Source organism: Lysobacter antibioticus, from assembly GCF_001442535.1.
Classification (GTDB): domain Bacteria; phylum Pseudomonadota; class Gammaproteobacteria; order Xanthomonadales; family Xanthomonadaceae; genus Lysobacter; species Lysobacter antibioticus.
The window spans coordinates 2,937,440-2,954,397 of record NZ_CP013141.1; the positions used below are offsets into that span (position 1 = coordinate 2,937,440).

The 16,958-nt window shown below is 66.8% G+C and carries 15 protein-coding genes; 9 read left to right on the forward strand and 6 right to left on the reverse strand.

The window, feature by feature from the left end; translation table 11 throughout:
- The first annotated feature begins 181 nt into the window (after positions 1-181).
- Positions 182-1,828, forward strand: coding sequence for a hypothetical protein (locus tag GLA29479_RS11825; RefSeq protein ID WP_057971710.1), 1,647 nt, complete (start codon positions 182-184; stop codon positions 1,826-1,828).
- A 139-nt stretch (positions 1,829-1,967) separates the two neighbouring features.
- Here the strand turns inward: GLA29479_RS11825 and GLA29479_RS11830 are convergent, their stop codons facing one another.
- On the reverse strand, positions 1,968-3,035 hold the full coding sequence (locus GLA29479_RS11830) for a DUF5694 domain-containing protein (protein ID WP_057971711.1): 1,068 nt from the start codon (positions 3,033-3,035) through the stop codon (positions 1,968-1,970).
- Between the two features lie 222 nt (positions 3,036-3,257).
- Between GLA29479_RS11830 and GLA29479_RS11835 the strand changes: the two genes are divergently transcribed.
- Entirely contained in the window at positions 3,258-4,484 is a 1,227-nt protein-coding gene (locus tag GLA29479_RS11835) for an OmpA family protein (protein ID WP_057971712.1), read from the forward strand.
- A gap of 86 nt (positions 4,485-4,570) precedes the next feature.
- Positions 4,571-4,777 (forward strand): hypothetical protein, encoded by a 207-nt coding sequence (locus tag GLA29479_RS11840; RefSeq protein WP_144436486.1) that lies wholly within the window; start codon positions 4,571-4,573, stop codon positions 4,775-4,777.
- 91 nt (positions 4,778-4,868) lie between these two features.
- Here GLA29479_RS11840 and GLA29479_RS11845 read toward each other — a convergent pair whose 3' ends face one another.
- Positions 4,869-6,848, reverse strand: a complete 1,980-nt coding sequence (locus GLA29479_RS11845; RefSeq protein WP_057971713.1) for a TonB-dependent siderophore receptor — start codon at positions 6,846-6,848, stop codon at positions 4,869-4,871.
- 88 nt (positions 6,849-6,936) lie between these two features.
- Here GLA29479_RS11845 and GLA29479_RS11850 point away from each other — a divergent pair, with 88 nt between their 5' ends.
- Positions 6,937-7,833 (forward strand): LysR substrate-binding domain-containing protein, encoded by an 897-nt coding sequence (locus tag GLA29479_RS11850; RefSeq protein WP_082638588.1) that lies wholly within the window; start codon positions 6,937-6,939, stop codon positions 7,831-7,833.
- A 15-nt stretch (positions 7,834-7,848) separates the two neighbouring features.
- Here GLA29479_RS11850 and GLA29479_RS11855 read toward each other — a convergent pair whose 3' ends face one another.
- Both GLA29479_RS11855 and GLA29479_RS11860 read right to left on the reverse strand, forming a co-directional pair.
- Positions 7,849-8,535: a hypothetical protein gene (locus tag GLA29479_RS11855; protein WP_211264974.1), complete on the reverse strand. Its 687-nt coding sequence runs from the start codon at positions 8,533-8,535 to the stop codon at positions 7,849-7,851.
- 213 nt (positions 8,536-8,748) lie between these two features.
- Positions 8,749-9,480 carry a 3-keto-disaccharide hydrolase gene (locus GLA29479_RS11860; RefSeq protein WP_057971714.1) on the reverse strand — a complete coding sequence of 244 codons (732 nt, stop codon included), beginning with the start codon at positions 9,478-9,480 and terminating at the stop codon, positions 8,749-8,751.
- Positions 9,481-9,679: 199 nt separating this feature from the next.
- On the opposite strand from GLA29479_RS11860, the gene GLA29479_RS11865 reads away from it, so the two are divergent.
- Both GLA29479_RS11865 and GLA29479_RS11870 read left to right on the forward strand, forming a co-directional pair.
- Positions 9,680-10,093, forward strand: coding sequence for an LIC_13387 family protein (locus GLA29479_RS11865; RefSeq protein WP_057971715.1), 414 nt, complete (start codon positions 9,680-9,682; stop codon positions 10,091-10,093).
- Between the two features lie 46 nt (positions 10,094-10,139).
- On the forward strand, positions 10,140-10,667 hold the full coding sequence (locus GLA29479_RS11870; protein WP_211264975.1) for a DUF2867 domain-containing protein: 528 nt from the start codon (positions 10,140-10,142) through the stop codon (positions 10,665-10,667).
- A 4-nt stretch (positions 10,668-10,671) separates the two neighbouring features.
- Here the strand turns inward: GLA29479_RS11870 and GLA29479_RS11875 are convergent, their stop codons facing one another.
- Positions 10,672-11,502 carry an AraC family transcriptional regulator gene (locus tag GLA29479_RS11875; protein ID WP_057916536.1) on the reverse strand — a complete coding sequence of 277 codons (831 nt, stop codon included), beginning with the start codon at positions 11,500-11,502 and terminating at the stop codon, positions 10,672-10,674.
- 111 nt (positions 11,503-11,613) lie between these two features.
- On the opposite strand from GLA29479_RS11875, the gene GLA29479_RS11880 reads away from it, so the two are divergent.
- Complete coding sequence (locus GLA29479_RS11880) at positions 11,614-12,579, forward strand: alpha/beta fold hydrolase (protein ID WP_057971717.1); 966 nt, start codon at positions 11,614-11,616, stop codon at positions 12,577-12,579.
- A gap of 306 nt (positions 12,580-12,885) precedes the next feature.
- Here GLA29479_RS11880 and GLA29479_RS11885 read toward each other — a convergent pair whose 3' ends face one another.
- Entirely contained in the window at positions 12,886-13,104 is a 219-nt protein-coding gene (locus tag GLA29479_RS11885) for a hypothetical protein (RefSeq protein WP_057971718.1), read from the reverse strand.
- Between the two features lie 219 nt (positions 13,105-13,323).
- Between GLA29479_RS11885 and GLA29479_RS11890 the strand changes: the two genes are divergently transcribed.
- Together GLA29479_RS11890 and GLA29479_RS11895 are read left to right on the forward strand one after the other, a co-directional pair.
- Positions 13,324-14,925, forward strand: coding sequence for a hypothetical protein (locus GLA29479_RS11890; RefSeq protein WP_144436487.1), 1,602 nt, complete (start codon positions 13,324-13,326; stop codon positions 14,923-14,925).
- A 220-nt stretch (positions 14,926-15,145) separates the two neighbouring features.
- Complete coding sequence (locus tag GLA29479_RS11895; RefSeq protein ID WP_144436488.1) at positions 15,146-15,619, forward strand: hypothetical protein; 474 nt, start codon at positions 15,146-15,148, stop codon at positions 15,617-15,619.
- Positions 15,620-16,958 lie beyond the last annotated feature (1,339 nt).

Here is a 16,958-nt window from a genome sequence, read left to right on the forward strand (position 1 = left end):
GCCGGGCGCGCCACACCTTGGCGATGAACTTTGCGGATTTTGCTTTTGTGCGGCATGGCACGAATGTGCTGGCCGTTGTGCTTGGATTCCTTCGTTGTAATAGGATTGCTGTCCAACACTGCGCTTGCTAAGTCAGAACCGAAGACGACGCAGGCCGAACAGCGCAAAGGAGATCGAACGGGTGAGCACGAGCGCGCAACTGAAAGTTCTGTTGGACGGGTCGAGTGGGTTCTACTTCAGCGATAAGAAAGTCGTCGCCGACATCAATAATTACTTGAAGAAGAACGACCCCGATCTGCTCAAGCAACTGCTGCCGGACAGGGACAAGGAGCTGAAGATAGGCAGGAACTATCCTGCGGCCCTGCTCGACGGCGCCAGCGAAGCGGACCGCGATGCCAGGCAGGTGAAGCTGGCGAAGCTGTCCGAGCGGCTGTCCGGCATGGTCGAAGCGAAGGCGCACGGAGGCGAGGCGCTGGCCAAGAACATCTTCGCGGCCGCTCGTTTCCCGGATGGCGACGGCGATGGCAAGCTGACGCGCGGCCAGGTCGAGTCCAAGCTGTACGCGGCCTACGCGCCCGCGCACGACCCGGAGGCGGATGCGCGCACTCTGGTCGCCAGCCCGATGTTGAAAGGCCATCCGGCTTCGCGTGAGCCGGGGTTCAAGAAGTTGGGGGCGCAGGAGCAACTCACTGCGATTTCCGCGAAGAACCTGGACGGGCTCGCCTCCGAGCTCGACAAGTATCAGAAGCTGTTCGCCGCCGATCCCGAGTTGGCCACCTACGACAAGTTGGTCGGTGCTACGTCGATGGATGTCTGGAAGCGTTACGGCGGCGGCGGTTTGGCCACGCATGCGACCAACGGCGATATCGCCAGTCATATCCTGCCCACCGCCGATCGCCATGCGATCCAGGATTTCGCCAAGGGCTTGACCGGCGACGCGAGTCGCGCGGCCAAGGTCACCCATACTTCCGACACCAATACCCAACACTTGGCGACGCACGATTACGCGTTCTTCAATGTGTACCCGGAAACCAACGATACTCTGAAGCGCGAGATGCTAGGGGCCACCCGTTATCTGCGCGAGACGCCGGAAGTGGCGTCCTCGGCGATGGCGGCCAAGGCGCAGTCCTTCACTTTCGGGTTGGGCGATTTCACCGCGCCGGAGAGGCTTAGCGTAATGACGCTGCGCGACCCGGTATATCCCGCCGGCGGCACCACCGCAGCGGATGCGAGAAAGCGCATGGAAGGGGCCGACGGATTCGCCACCTACGGCGGCGCCGAACCGTCGGCGGGTAAGGCGAAACGCCACTTCGGCACGGAAGTCGACGAGTACGAAACGTCCAGCCGATTGTTCACCGGCCAGCACGCGCGCCAAGCTTTGACCATGAATGTCCATGTCGGCTTGTACAAGACCTACTATGGTTTGTATCAAGAGGTCTTGGCGAACTCGAGCAAAGCTCCTAGTTCGTCGGGGACGAGCCAGGAGGGCGAGGCGGGGAGAGAAAAAAGGCTGGAGCAGGCGAAAGGCAAGCTGGAAGGATTCAGTCATCTGGTCAACGACATCACCGCAGAGCCACGCCCGAAGAATGACGGGAAGATGGAAACCGCGGAAGAATGCTCGCACCGCCAGGACAAGGCGGCATTGGCGGCGATCAAGTTGTACCAGTACCCGCAGTTGATGGTGTCCGGCCCGGTCGATATCAGCCGGGCGGAGAAGTTCACTCCGACCCAAGGCCTGGAGCGGGCGCCGACCGTCGCGCAGGTGGCGCCAGCGGAAACGCAGGTCCAGGTCGTCGGCGAGCAGACCCGGCGCGCGATCACGCAGTGAGGCGGGGACGGCCGCGACTCGACTGGGTCGCGGCCATTGCGCAGCTATCGCTATGCGGCGTCGTCGACGGGCCGGGCTCGCGCCCGGCGCGTCGTCCGCGCCGTTCGCCGCGGTGGGATCGGCGGCTTACTCAAGGCCCTTACTTCAAGACCCGTTCTGCATCGACGATCTCCACGCCCTGCATCTGTCCCAGCAGATTGTCGAACCAGGGCTTGTGGGTGCGGCCGACGATCGACAGCACGCGCGCGGCGGGTCGTTCGCGGAAGGCCTCGCGGATGTTGGCCACCATGCGCAGGTTGCGGGTTTCCCAGCCGGCCACGTACAACCGGCCGTAGTGCTCGGGCGAAGTGTCGCGCAAGGCGGAGCCGAAATCGCCGTCGACGACGGTGCGCAAGACGTCCGGTCGGTTGACATAGCGGTACAGCGCCAGCATGTCGCCGCTCTTGATCAAGGCTTCCTCGCGTTCGTGAATCTGGCCCATCGGTGCGGCGGCCGCTTCCCAGGCGGTCTGGACCGCCTTTCCGTACGCGGCCTCATCGGCGATAGCGACGTTGTCGCCGGTATGGTCGTCGGTCGCATGCAGGCGCTGCAGGCCCAGGCGCGCGGCCAGGCGAGCGCCGATTTGCAGGCTTTCGTCGTTGTGCAGCATCGCCTTTTCGAGCGACGCGACCAGGACATCATCGAGGCCGTCGCCGCTGCGGCGCTCGGCCTGCGGCAGTTGCAGCCATTGCACCAAGGCCGAGGCCTTGTCGTTGGCGGCCATGAACACCGCTGCGAGATGGCGACGCTGTGCGGGCGAGGGCGCCGCCGGCCAGTGCTTCAGTATCTTGTGCGCTTCGGCGATCGCCGCCGGCGCGTCCAGCCCGGTTGCGGCCTTCGCCGCGTCGGTCTTGCGGCAGTACGGCGCCATTCCTTGCGCACCGTAGATCGCCGGATGACGCGCGGCCAGGTCGCATTGCTCGCCCGAGATCGCTTCGATGGTGATGACCTCGGGCTTGAATGCGGCCAAACGATCGATCACCGGCGCCAGGGAATCGTGCTTGAAGTCCTTCGGCAGGCCGCTGAGGTGCACCGAGCCCAGTACCAGCACCTGCGTCGGCGGTCCGGCCATGCGCCGGTCGAGCGTGGACAGGTCGACTTGCGCGAAGGCATCGCCGCAACCGAACAGGCCGATCAACAAACCACAGACGGCAAGTGACTTTTGCAAGGTCTTACTCCTGGTGACGACAGTCGGGACGACGAGCCGGCATGGTACTCAGGCACGCAGGGAGGTACCAGGGAGCGGATCGGCGCGGTCTTGCGTGCGAGACGCGGTGGGGCGGGCGCGATGGCTGCGGCCCCTCCCGGCCGCTCCGGTCGCCGCCTTCGCTTGCCACTGTCACGGACGTTCGTGTATCTATGCGCGTCGACTACATCAAGGAAGGATGCGATGCGTATTTCAGGATGGCTATTGGCGATAGCGTGCGCATTGGTCGTCGCCGCCTGCGGCAAGGATCGGGCCGCCGAGGTCGTGCCCGCGGCGAAGCCGGATCGAACCGCCTCGCCCGCATCCGCGGCCGCCGATAGCGAGACCGACACCGAAACCAGCGCCGATCGTGCGGCCGCCGATGCGTTCCCGGCGATTCCGCTGATCGTGGTGCCGGAGATCGTCGGCGTGACGCCGGCGCAGCGGGCATTGGAATCGTCGATGCAGGAGATCCTCGACCCGATCGCCGGGATCAGCGTGAGCCCGGCTCGCTGCGACGCCGGCGGCGGCTTGCTGCGCGACGCCGGCATCACCAGCGTCGACGCGCAAGGCAATCTGAGCCGCAACGGCGACGGCGGCATCTTCCGCATCGCCGCCGACGGCAGCGGCAGCGCCAACTTCGAAGGCGGGCTGGTCGTGGTCAACCGCGACGGCAGCGGCAGCATCAACGGCGGCGAGGACGGCGACGGCGATGCCATCGTCCGGGTCGAGGCCGACGGTTCCGGCAGCTACAACGGGCCGGCCGGCATGATCACCCTGGATGCCAAGGGCGCCGGCACCTGGAACGGCGAGGGCAGCCTGATCCGCAACAACGGCGACGGCAGCGGCACCTGGAACGGTCCCCTGGGCTTGGTCACGATCAACAACGACGGCTCGGGCACCTGGAACGGGCCGCAGGGATTGATCCGCAACAACGGCGACGGCACCGGCCAGGTCGACACGCCGGCGCGCACCATCAAGATGGAACCGCTGGCTAAGGTGCCGCCGGCCGGGCGCTTCCCGCCGATCAAGAAATTCGCTCCGCCGGGCGCACCCTGCGGTTATCTGATCACCCTCAACGACCGGGTCTTGTTCGACTTCGACAAGTCCGACATCCGCGCCGACGCGGCCAAGGTGCTCGATACGCTTGCCGGCGCGCTCAAGGACATCGAGTCCGGCGGCGCGCAGAGCGGCGGCATGGAAATCCGCGGCCATACCGATGCCAAGGGCAGCGACGATTACAACCAGTCCCTGTCGGCGCGGCGCGCCGATGCCGTGATCGAGGCCTTGCAGCAGCGCGGCGTCGCCGACGATGCCTCGGCCAAGGGCTATGGCGAATCTTTGCCGGTGGCGCCCAACGAGATCGGCGGCCAGGACAATCCAGGCGGCCGTCAGCTCAACCGCCGCGTCGAGATCTTCGCGCGCAGCTGAGGCTACCGCTGAGCAGGGTCGGGCGCGTTCTTATCAGTGCTGCCGACCTGTCGTATCCTTCGCGCTTCTTCCAGCGGAGCTAGACAGTGGACTTTGAGACGATCGGAGAAGTGGTGCAGACCGACGAGTTGTCGGACGTCAACCAGCGTCTGCAGGACGGCTGGGTGATTCTCGCGATCGCCACCGGACATCGCGCGGACGGTGAGCCGCGCTTCGCGTATTCGATGGGGCTGCCCTACGAAGACGACGAGGAAGAAGAGGACGAAGACGAGGAAGAAGAAGGCGACGAGTAAACCCTCGTACCTGCTTCGCGTTGCGCTGCGGAGGGCTTCGGCCCTCCGCAGTCGTTTTGGGCGCGGCGGTAGCGCCTGTCGTCGAGCCCGTTCAATCGCCGAGGGTCAGGCTCAACATGATTCTGCGTTCGGGCTCGTAGGTCTGGATGCCGCTGGTGCCCGCCGCCCAGGCGTAGCGGTTGCCGGCGTTGTAGACGCGCAAGCGCAGCGCCGCCGGGGTGCCGTGCCGATCGAAACGGTAGCGCGCACCCAGATTGACCAGGGTGTAGCCGGGCGTGCGGAAACGGTTCAGCGCATCGGCGGGGCGCGGGCCGTAGTAGTTGGCATCGGCGTCGAGCGACAAACCCGGCAGGCCGGCGACACGATAGTTGAGACTCAGCAGCGCCTGCTCGGCGCTGCGTCCGAGCGGGCGTTGGCCGATCTTCGCCGTGTCGACCAGTTCGCCGCGCAGCCGCAGTCGCATCCGGGTGAGGCCGGCGATCAGGCTCAAGCGCTCGCTGAGGTTGCCGGCCAGCGACAACTCGATGCCGCGATGCGAGACCTCGGTAAGGTAACGATAAGCGGAAGCGCCGTCGAAACCGGGAGACGGCTTCTTGATCTCGAACGCCATCGCCAACAAGGCCAGGTCGGGGCGAGCCTGCCAGCGCAGTCCCAGTTCGTTCTGCCGCGCCAGGATCGGCGCCAGCACTTCGAAGCGGTTGCTGGCGTTCTCCGGCGCGGTCACGCCCTCCTCGATGCCGCGGGTGGTCGCGATGAAACCCGTCCATCGCTCGCCGAGCGGTACGACCGCGGACGCGTTGTACAACCAGGCCTGCGAGGAGCGCGATTGGCTCGGGCCCGAAACCGGCCGAGCGATCTGGTCGATGGCGGCGCGGCGGGCGCCGAGGTTCAAGGCGTAACCGCGTTGGTCGAGGTACTGCCAGCCCAGGCCGAGTTCGTACTGATCGATCGCCGCACTCGACTGCGCAGTAGATGTCGCCGCGTCGGGCAGGACCACCGGCACGCGGCCGTCGAGGATCGAGACCGGCCCGATAGCGAGATAGTCGACACGCGGGTTGCGATAGCTCGATCGACGCAGGCGCGCGAGCAAAGTCAGTTCGTGGCGGCGCCGCTCGCCGGTCCAGTCGTAGCTCGCCATGGCTTCATGGCCCCAGGCGTCGATCCTGCGTCCGCGTGCGACGACGATGGCGGCGTCGGCCTGGCCTTGCGGGGTAACGGCGTCGAACAGATTCAAGTCGGAGCGAGGCCGGTTCACCCCGGAGAACAGGCTCGACACTCGATAGTCCCAGGCGTTGTCGCGTGCGGCGGTGGCGGCGATCGCGCCATAGGCGCTGTTGCGGGTGTCGTAGCGCGACCAGGGCTGGCCGAGATACTTCAGGCGATCGGGTTCCGGCAAGGGCTGCATGTCGGCGGGTGTGAAACCGACGTCGGCCTGATACCGATGCTCGTAACGCGTGAGCAGGCCGGTGAGCTGCCAGCGATCGCCCAACCGCAGCCGTGGCACCAGGCCGAGGCCGTAGTACTCGGCTTCGTTGCCGAAGATGTAGCGCGCGCTGTGCGTGCCGATGAAACCGACGGCGAGCGAAGCGTCCCGATCTTTCGATTGCCGCGCCGCATGCAAGCGCAGATACGGGCGCGGGTTGCTGTCGCTGAGGTGCTGGAAGCCGAGTTCGAGCTTGGTCCGCTCGCGCTCGCCCGGTATCAGGCGGTACTCGACCAGGCCCGAGGGGGCGGGGAAGTCGAGGTCGAGGGCGTTCGGCCCGACCTTGACCTGCATGCTTTCGACGACCGCGTCGGAGGGATTGGCGGCGCGCACGAAATAGGCACCGTCGAGGCGGTAGTTGCCGGCTTCCTGCAGATTGAAGCCGCGCACCAGCGATTCGGAATACAGCCCGATGCTTTCCTGGCCGATGCGCTGGCCGAAGGCGTCGTCGGCTTTCTGCGCGGCCGCCTGCTGCGCCTCGGCGGCGGCGCTGCAGAGCAGGCCGGCCATGACGAGCAAGGGGCAAGGCGAACGCAGACCCGGCCAGGCATGCAACAGCCAGGGGGGCGGCAACGGCAGTGAGCGCATGGCGGGAGGCTGCAGCGGGAAGGCCCCCATTGAAGCGATACGGTGGTCGTTGACATAGCGCCGCGATCGGTGATGAGCTGTGCGCTCTATGCACAGCTCGAAATCGCTTCCGCCCCTGGACGGCCTGAACGCGGTGATCGCCGCCCGCGATACCGGCTCATTCACCGCGGCCGCGGAACGGCTCGGCCTGACCCATGGCGCGGTCAGCCGGCGCGTGCATGCGGTCGAGCACTGGCTCGGCACCGCGGTGTTCGAGCGGCATGGCCGCGGCGTGCGGGCGACGCCGGCCGGACAACGTTTCATCGCCCAGGTCGAGCAGGCCTTGAGCGCGATCAGCGACTCCGCCGATCGCTGGCGCCCGCGGCGCGAGCTGCCGGTGATCCGCCTGAGCGTGGTGCCTTCGTTCGCGCGCCTGTGGTTGCTGCCGCGCATGCGCCTGCTGCAGGACGTGCCGGCGCAGCGCCGGGTCGAATTGACGATCGAACATCGTCTGGCCGACTTGTCCGGCGGCGAGGTCGATTTGGCCGTGCGCTACGGCAAGGGCCCGTGGCGTGATTCCTCCGCACAGCTGCTGTTCAAGGAACGCCTGCTGCCGGTGGCATCGCCGGACCTGGCCGCCGAGCTTGGCGGCCACCCGAGCGCGGGTCGCCTGGCCGATGCGCCGTTGTTGCACGACTCCGATACCAGCCAATGGCGTGCATGGTTGAAGGCGCAAGGCGCGGCTTATCGCAGCAAGGCCGCCGACCGGCGTTTCGAGGATTACGACCTGGTATTGGCCGCGGCCACGTCCGGTCTCGGCGTGGCGTTGTTGCGCGCACCCTTGGCCGATGAAGCGATCGCTTCGGGGCAATTGGTGCGCGTGTCGAAGGCTTGGCTGGCCAATCCGGCCTCGCACTACCTGGTCATGCGCTCCGGGGAAAGCCGCGGCATGGTGTTGGAGGCAGCGGCGAAACTGCTGGCCTTGTCGGCCCCATTGCGGCGCTGAGCCGGGCCCGCCGTTTCACAGCAGCTTGATGATTTCCAGCACCACCGGGCCGCCGACCGATTCGACGCCGGTAGTAGAGCAGGCATCCAACTGCGTCTGCAGCAAGGTCACCGTGCGGACCGTGGCGGCGCCGAGAAAACGGCCGCTGACGATCTGGCCGGATTCGATCCGCACCACTTCGCCGACCGGCCGTTGCGTGACCACGGTGCTGGGTTGGATCACGCTGGTCGTGCCGTCGCTCCAGTGCACGGTCAGGGGTGGCGTCGGCGCCACACCGGAGAGGATTTCGCAGGAAAGATTGGCCACGCCCGCGACGGCGTAGCCCGCGCTGGTCACGCCGAGCGGAATACCGGCGCACGGAGCCAACAGTCCGCTCACCGAGAACGCGACCTGCTGCGGCGTGAAGGTCATGCCGGGATCGTAGTGGGCGGTTTCGGTACCGAGGCACGTCCGGCCGACCGTCTGCGCGGGCAGCGAGGCGGGAAATCCGAGGGCCGACAGAAACAGCAGGGAAGCCAGAGCGTCGGCGATGTTCTTGCGGGGGGGCATGGCGGCTCCTCGATCGGTTCGCAGGGCGGATCCGTTGGTCATTCGTCGCCGAATGCACCGCGCGACCGCATGGGTTGCCTCGATCGCGGCGCAGCCCGGATTCGCGATCGTTCGACCGGCGAGGCGATGAATTTCCATCAGCCAGGCCCGCAAGGCCACTCACCATTTTTCACACTGCGACCGCGATCCGATCGTCGGCCGCGTTCGCGCATGCCGCTCTCTCTCGATCAGCGCCTGACCGCGGCCAGTCTGATCTGTACCGGCGAAGCGAAGCCCGGCTGCGATCGCTCGACCCGTCGCTTCCGTATCGTTTCGTTCGTCCGCGGGTGCAAAGTCCAAGCCTGCGCCGAGGTTCCAGGTGCGGCGTTACAACGGCCGGATGAGGATATTGCGGTAGGCGACCTCGTCGCCGTGATCCTGCAAACCGATCGCCCCGCTGCGCGAAGCGGCGAACTCCGGCCAGTCCTTGAACTTGCTTTGCGCCAGCCGCGCGTTCCAGTCCGCCGAGCCGAGCCGGTACGCGACCACCTTGACGCCGTTCAACCAATGCTCGACCTCCGCCCCGCGCACGCGGATGCGGGCCTGGTTCCATTCACCGGCCGGCCTGGCGACGTGTTCGGCCGGCGGATACAAGTCGTAGACGGCCGAGGCCCAGCGCTTGCGACCGTTGCTAGCGTCGGGGTGGCGCTGGTCGTCGAGCACTTGATATTCGATCGCGCTGCGGTAGATCGGCGCCTGGGTTTCCGCGGCGCGGTAGAAGATGCCGCTGTTGCCGCCGGGCGCGATCTTCCACTCGATGCGTAACTCGAAGTCGCGGTAGACGCGGTCGCTGACCAGATCGCCGCCGGGCCCGCTGCGCACGATCGCGCCGTCGACCACGCGCCAGCCGGCGACCGGTTTGCCGCGCTGGCCGTACAGATGCCAGCCCTTCAGGCTGTGGCCGTCGAACAGCGGCTGGAAACCTCGGGCAGACCGCGGCGTGGCCGCGGCGGGCGCCGCTGCCGTGATATCGCCGGCGGTCGCGGTCGCGGCCGGCGCGGCCGCTGCCAGGGAGATGCAGGCCAGAAATGTCGATCCGAACAGGGCGCGGTGCTGCATAGGTCTTCCGATCAGGGCGAACGCGGGCGCGACATATTGCCGCAGGGTGTCATTTCGAGGGAAAAAAATGCACGTCGTACATCATTATTTGTCCTGCATAGGGTCTGCGCGTCAAGGCCCGGGCACGCCGCCCGAGCGAAGCACGCCGGACCGCGTTCACTTCCCTGCAAACCTTTCCCTACGAATCACGGAGCAGGACATGCTTGCCAGTTGGCTGGTCGTCGCGAGTGCGGTCGTTTGTGCGTACGTGGGCGTGGTGCATCTGCTTTACACCTTGTTCGGCAGCAAGTTGAACCCGCGCGACGCGCAGCTCATGGCCGCGATGAAGCAAGGCTCGCTTGTGGTCAGTGCCCAGACCAACGTGTGGCGCGCATGGATCGGCTTCAATGCGAGCCATAGCCTGGGCTTTCTGCTGTTCAGCGCGGTCTTCGGCCATCTCGCGCTGTCGTATCCGGCGCTGCTGTTCGGATCGGTCTACTTTGCCGCCGCCGGAGCGGCCTTTCTTGCGGCCTTGGTCGTGGCGGCGCGGCGGTACTTTTTCCGTGCTCCGTTCGTGGTCCTGATCGTCGCGCTCGTCCTGTATCTGGCCGGCATCGTCGCGGCCCACCTCTAGGAGCACCCACATGAGTCTTGGCCAAGTACAGGCTGCAGCGGTTTCCTTGCCGGACGATTCGCGGTTGAGGAACGTCTTTTCCACTACCGATCTCGTCGACGCGTTCGCGCTCGAATTGCCGGAAGGCGCGTCCTGCGACGCCGGCGTGTTGGCGCGGTTCGTATTCGAACGGCTGCCGCCGTGGGTGCTCAAGCTGATGAGGCTGAGGGATGGGTTGGTCGGCGTGTTCGGTTTGAAGACGGTCAAGCGCCTGGATGCCGAACTCGCGCGCGGGCAGCAGCCGCGCATCGCAGTGTTCAAGGTCTACGAAGAGAGCGGGCGGGAGGTGGTGTTCGGCGAGAACGACAAACACCTCGACGTCCGGTTCTCGGTGTTGTGCGGCGAGGACCGGACGAGCCGTGGCGGGCGGCGCCTGGTGCTGGCGACGGCCGTGCAATGCCACAACCGTCTCGGGCGCTTCTATCTGGCCTGCATCGCGCCGTTTCATCGGCTGATCGTGCGCTCGTGCCTGGCCAGTGCGGCCCGGCGCGGTTGGCCGCGGGCACAGCCGCTCGAATCGGCGAGCGCCGCGTAAGCGTTCAGCCGCTCAACATCCGCGCCTTCCATGCACGAGGCGACAACCCCGTCGAGGCCTTGAACGCACGCGACAACGCGGCTTCGCTGCCGTAGCCCACGTCCATCGCGATCGACTTCAGCGGCCGCCCGCCGAGCAGCGATTGTTGGGCCAGGCCGACGCGCCATTGCTGCAGATAGGTGCCGGGCGTGCAGCCGACGCTGTCGCGGAAGGCATTGGCGAACACGCTGCGCGACATGCCGGCGCGCGCGGCCAGCGTGTCCAGGGTCCAGTCGTGCTCGGGCGTTTCGTGGATGGCGACCACGGCATGCCGCAGTTGCGGGTGCGACAGCCCGGCCAGCATGCCGACGCGGGTGCGGCCGCTCTCCATCAGATGGCGCAGCACCTGGATCAGCACGACCTCGAACAGACGGTTGACCAGAGCCAAGCGGCCGCAGCGCCGTTCGAAGGCTTCTTCGAACAACAGGGTCAGCACCGGTTGGCTGCCGTCGATCTCGTCCAGCCCGATGCAGACGAAAGCCGGCAAGGCGGTGGCGATCGGATTGGCCGCGCCGCCTTCGAACTGCAGGTTGGCGCAGGCCAGGTCGGCGCCGCGCTCGGCGTCGGTGATGAAGCGATGCGCCAGCGGGCGAGGGTAGAGCAGCAGGCTCGGCACCTCGACGCGCAGCCCGGGCTCGCCTTCGTGCACCACCTCGACGCTGCCTTCGCGCACCAAGTGCAACTGGCCGGCGCCGTGTTCGGGCGTCAGGTCGTTGATGCCGCACAGCGCGCCGGCCTGGAACAGCCGGGCGCTGGCGGAGAAGCGTTCGAGCAGGGCTTCGAGGCGGTCGGTCATGAAAATACGATAGGTAAAGTTTTACGGACTATACGTTACGTGGAGTCCTGCCTGGGCCGGCAAAGTATCTCCCACGGGCCCAACGCCCAACCCCTCAACCAGGAGATCGCCATGACCACCTTGCAACGTTCGCTCGCTCTGTCCCTGCTGACCCTCGGCATCGCTACCTCGGCCCAGGCCGCTGACTCAGCCGTCGCTGCCGCGGCCACCGCATCGACCCAGCAGGCCGCTGCGCTGCGCCAGTCGTCCAATGTCATCGTCACCCAGGACGGCGTGCAGCTGTACTACAAGGACTGGGGCCCGAAGGACGGTCCGGTCGTCGCCTTCAGCCACGGCTGGCCGTTGAGCTCGGACAGCTGGGAATCGCAGATGCTGTTCCTGGCCGAGCACGGCTACCGGGTGATCGCCCACGACCGTCGCGGCCATGGCCGTTCCAGCCAGCCCTGGGACGGTAACGACATGGATCACTACGCCGCCGACCTCAAAGCGGTGCTGGACACCCTCGACGTCCGCGATGCGGTGCTGGTCGGCTTCTCCACCGGCGGCGGCGAAGTCGCCCGCTACCTCGGCCGCTACGGCAGCGAGCGGGTGCGCAAGGCGGTGCTGGTCAGCGCGGTGCCGCCGCTGATGCTGAAGACCGCGGCCAACCCCGGCGGCCTGCCGATCGAAGTCTTCGACGGTCTGCGCAAGGCCTCGCGCGAGAACCGCGCGCAGTTGTACCTGGACATCGCCTCGGGCCCGTTCTACGGCTACAACCGTCCCGGCGCCAAGCCGTCGCCCGGCCTGATCGAATCGTTCCGCTCGCAGGGCATGCAGGCCGGCCACAAGAACACCTACGACTCGATCGCCGCGTTCTCGGCGACCGACTTCACCGAAGACCTCAAGCGCATCGACGTGCCGGTGCTGGTGATCCACGGCGACGACGATCAGATCGTGCCGATCGACGCTTCCGCACACGCCGCGGCCAAGCTGATCAAGAACGCCAAGCTGATCGTGTACCCGGGCGCGCCGCACGGCCTGCCGGATTCGCACAAGGACCGGCTCGACCGCGACCTGCTGGAGTTCGCCGGCAAGTGATCGGCAGCGCTTGTTTGTAGCCATCGACGAGCGGAAGCGACAGTGCAAGGCCCCGGTCGATCCGGGGCCTTGCCTGTTTCGCCGAAGCGAAACCACGCCAGGCAGGCCCGCTCGTAAGCGGCCTGCGGCCAAGCGTGGAACTCGTGCCGCCACCACGGCCGAATTGTAATTTTTGTCGGTTCTGCCCATCGGCGAATCGCAGAAAAAATTCCGGGAACTTAACGCGGGCAGCGGATCCGGGCAGGCGGCGCCGGAGCGTTGGCCGCCGGCGAACGAGACAGCCAGGGCCGGCGTCGTCGAGCGGCATCAGCGCCGCTTGCGCACGGTTTTCGCTTTGGGCGCGCGCGCGCGCCGGCCGAGCTCGGTCAGCCGCTCCGGCGAGCCTTCGCCGTTGAGCTCGTCGAGGACCGCTGCCGGATAGTCGGGGAAAACATTGCCCCACCAGCGCTTCAAGGTGTTGTCCCAGACCCGCCAACCGTCGCTGGGGACGGGCTTGCCGACATAACGCCGCTTACGGGCTCCCACGCGTCGCCTCGAAGTAATTGCGAAGCGGCAGCTTAGGTCCGCCGCGGGCGAAAGGACGATTCGTTGCTCGAAACCGTGACGCGATTCGCCAAGTCGAAAACCGGCGTTCGGAAATTTCTCGAAACTGGATGTCGCACGACGCGGTTCCGGATTTTTCCATTGGGCGCCCGCCGTAGACAACGGCAACCTGATGCCGCGATTACCGCACCAGGAGAGATCATGAAACAAGCATGCTTATTGCCGCGCACAGGCAAACCGGGCCTGCGGCAGCTGTTGACGCGCGCCGCACTGTTGGCCGGCGGCACGCTCGCGCTGGCGGGCTGCCCTCAGCAGCAGGCCGCACCGTCCGCTACCGCAGCGCCGCTCGAAAACGCCGCACCCGCCGCGGCGCTGACCGTCGGTTCGGCGCCGTCCGCATCGGCGTCGCCGCAGGCCGCCGCAACCGCCCGCCCGGATTCGTCCGCAGCGGCCCCGACGCGTAGCGCACTCGTCGCCTCGTGCACGCAGGTGAAGCAGTACGAAGTCACCTTCGTCCTGGACCGCGCCTATCCCTGCGGCCAATTCGCCAACGGCGACTACTGGGTCGCGCCGACCGCCGACAGCCTGGGCAAGGTCAAGGTGGTGTCGATCTCGCCGGCCTTCAGCAGCGGTCGTAACGGCTTCGAGGTGAACCCGATCCAGGTCGACCGCCAGGGCTTCGACTCGCGCGCGAGCAACTACCTGCGCTCGTTGGTGCCGACGCTGCCGTATTCGGCCTCGCCGAACCAATCCATCGTCAAGGCGAAATCGCTCAGCACCTTCAACAAGACTACGCTCGACACCGCGGTGGTGCTGACGGTGTTGGCCGCGCCTCCGGCCGACGGCGGCAGCACCTCGTTCCGTCCGCCGTACTTCGGCCACAGCAAGCCGTTGTACTCGACCAACCGGCTGCGCCTGGATCGCCTGCCCTCGCTCGCGCCGCTGGCCTCCGCGCCGGCGCTGAGTACGCTGTCGGCGAGGTACCAGCGCCTGCAGTTGGATCACCAGTTGCACTGGAGCGCCGACGAGATCCATCCGCTCAAGAACATGCCGGATTACGGCGCCTGGATCGCGATGAACTTCGCCGAGGCGTCGTTGCGCCTGATGGTCGACGGCGATGCGGCCGAGCGCCGCAAGCTGGCGATTCTGATGGTGCAGTACGGCATCGACCTCGATGCCGGCATGCAGGGCGGCTTGCATTTCAATGCCGACGGCGGTCACCGCCACGGCCGCAAGTTGGTGTTGGCGTTGTCGGCGCTGTTGCTCGACGACCCGGCGATGGCCGCGCGCGTGCGCGACTTCCAGCAGGGGACCTTCCAGGAGGACGGCCAGCTGTATGTCGGCGCCGGCGCCGGGCAGGTGTTGTTCGGCGGCCTGTGTTCGGCCGAGGACTATTGGGACAACCAGAACACCGGCGGCAACTCGCGCGATTGCCGCGATCCTTATGGCTACATCGACGGCGGCCAGGAACCCGGCGCCTACTATCAGATGTGCTGCACGGCGAAGGGCTACAAGGCCATCGCGCTGGCGCTGCGGCTGATGCCGTCGCTGCGTTGCATCTGGACCGACGACAAGATCCTGCGCTACGCCGACCGTTGGGTGAACCACGGTGCATGGACCCAGCCCGACCCCTACCAGCCCAACGGCAACGGTGCGCTCGACAACAATCCCGCCGACGGCACCGGGCGCTGGCCGGGCCTGCACGGCGCCGCCCGCGATGAGGGGTATTACGGCAGCGAGTTCGCCGATGCGATGTGGACCGCCTACCGCGCGCAGGCCAGCGACACCTATAGCTGTCCCTGATCGAGGTGTCTCGGTATAGCGCCCGGGGATAGCCGCCGGGTGCGAAACCATCGAAGGGCCGCTCCATTCGTGGAGCGGCCTTTCTTGTTTGCCGCGGGCCGCTCGATACCGCGGTCCGATGTTTGCGCCGGCCGAGACCGCAGGCATTGCGGCGACCGCAAGGCTAAGCTAGTGGCAGCCGACCGACCGACCGACCGAGCGGCGGCCTCGCCGCGATCACATGAAAATTCCGACTCTCATCGTCTGCGCTTTACTCGCCGTGACCGGATGCGCCAGCTTCTCCGCTGGTGGTCGCGACGATGCCTTCTGCGACGAAATGGCCAGGTTTGCGAATGCGACGGCGCTCGGCAGCCAACGCGAGGTCGTGTTGCTGACCAATTGGGCCGAATGGAGCAAAACCTGCCAGCACGATGGCTACGAGCCGGGCATGCGCTTCTGCCGTTGGTTGATGGATAACACCTCGACCGAGTTCGCCGAAGCCAATATCCGTAGAGCGCTGAGCTGCCTCGACCAAGGCTTGAATTATGCAGGCACTGCGCGCGCCTCTCCCAGTTACCTGACCGGAAAGATCGAGTCGAGTTACGCGAAAGGCGCGGATGAGAATGTACGCGTCGCCGTGGAATATGCCGACGGCATCGAAGGGCAATGTCCCAAGCTCAAGATCGCCGCCGAACGTTGGGTGCTGGACGAGTGAGTCTTGCCTCGGCTCAGGCGCGCGGCGGCAGCGGTTCGACAGGCGCGCGGGTGGCGCTGTGGCTGCGAAATCGCCGGGATTCTTGCTATGTTGCCGGCACCGAGGGCCGCGCCGCAGCGAAGCCGAATGCCACATTTGCGGCAGGCCACCGGTCTTTCAGGGGGGGAGGGCGCAGCAGCGCCTTGCCGATAGGGAACATCCAGGGGGCAGTATCCAATGAAGCAGTCGATGCAATCGGCCCGTCGCGGGCCGGTAGGTTTCTTTCGTGCGCGGATCGCAGTGGCGATCGCGCTCGCCGCCCATGGCGCGGTCGCCGCGGCCAAGCCGCCGGAGCCTTTGCCGTATCCCTTGGCGCCTGAGCTCGCGGTCGAGTTGTACCTGACCCAGACCGAGCTGACGCCGGTCAGCGGCGTCTCCAGTCCCGTCGTCGACCCGGTGATGATGAACGGCCTGGTCGCGAATCACGGCACGGCCGGATTGGTCGGCGGCCTGATCGGCGGCTTGATCGTCGGCGCCATCATCCAGAAGGGCGCGAACGACGGCGCCAAGTGGGGCAACGAGGTCATCGGCCCCTACGACTACCGGACCTCGATGGAGGCCAGCCTGCGCGCGGCGCTGGTTTCCGACGGCATCACCCCGTCGCCCATCATCAAATTGGTGTTGCCCGAACCCAAGCCCGAGCCCGGCGCGGCCGAGGTCAAGCCGGCGCCCGTCAGCAAGGGCCCGGTGGCGTGTACGAACCCGGTGCTGCGTCTGCGCCCGCTGCGCTGGGCGCCGGTCAACAGCACGCTGGTGACCGGGCTCAACGCGAGCTTCTACGATTGCGTGCCCGGCAAGAAGGGCGGGCTCGAAGAGAAGCTGGCCTGGTCGCGGGGCTACCAGGTGTCGATGGTCGCGGACGCCGAGGCGATGCCGCGCAAGCAGCAGAAGGGTTATATCGAGGGGCTGGATGAGGCGCGCGTGCACCAGCTGCTCGACCATGCCGCGGCCGAAGTGGCGGCGATGTTCGCCTACGAGTTCACCCAGGAAGGCCGGGTCGAACGCGAGCAGAAGGTCAGCTTGTGGAACGGTTTCCGGCAAATACGCGCGGGCGAGCACTGGGCCTGGAACCGCCATCACCACGCGATGATGCCGAACATCCTGGGCACCTACCGGCTCAGCGACGCCTCGCTCGTCGCGTTCAGCGCCGCTGCTGCAGCGCCGGCGGCCGCCGTTGCCGCGCCCGCGACGCCCGTCGTCGGCGAAGCCGTTGCAGGACCGGCCGCGGCAGTCGCTCCTGCCGCTCCTGCCAATGCCGCTCCCGCTCCTGCAGGTGCCGCCGCTCCCGCGGCCCCGCTCG

Bases quoted from the DNA above. Each gene is read 5' to 3' on its own strand.
- GLA29479_RS11865 (WP_057971715.1), top strand. From the start codon at position 9,680: ATGCTTGCCAGTTGGCTGGTCGTCGCGAGTGCGGTCGTTTGTGCGTAC.
- GLA29479_RS11850 (WP_082638588.1), top strand. From the start codon at position 6,937: ATGCACAGCTCGAAATCGCTTCCGCCCCTGGACGGCCTGAACGCGGTG.
- GLA29479_RS11875 (WP_057916536.1), bottom strand. From the start codon at position 11,502: ATGACCGACCGCCTCGAAGCCCTGCTCGAACGCTTCTCCGCCAGCGCC.
- GLA29479_RS11845 (WP_057971713.1), bottom strand. From the start codon at position 6,848: ATGCGCTCACTGCCGTTGCCGCCCCCCTGGCTGTTGCATGCCTGGCCG.
- GLA29479_RS11860 (WP_057971714.1), bottom strand. From the start codon at position 9,480: ATGCAGCACCGCGCCCTGTTCGGATCGACATTTCTGGCCTGCATCTCC.
- GLA29479_RS11880 (WP_057971717.1), top strand. From the start codon at position 11,614: ATGACCACCTTGCAACGTTCGCTCGCTCTGTCCCTGCTGACCCTCGGC.
- GLA29479_RS11835 (WP_057971712.1), top strand. From the start codon at position 3,258: ATGCGTATTTCAGGATGGCTATTGGCGATAGCGTGCGCATTGGTCGTC.
- GLA29479_RS11890 (WP_144436487.1), top strand. From the start codon at position 13,324: ATGAAACAAGCATGCTTATTGCCGCGCACAGGCAAACCGGGCCTGCGG.
- GLA29479_RS11895 (WP_144436488.1), top strand. From the start codon at position 15,146: ATGAAAATTCCGACTCTCATCGTCTGCGCTTTACTCGCCGTGACCGGA.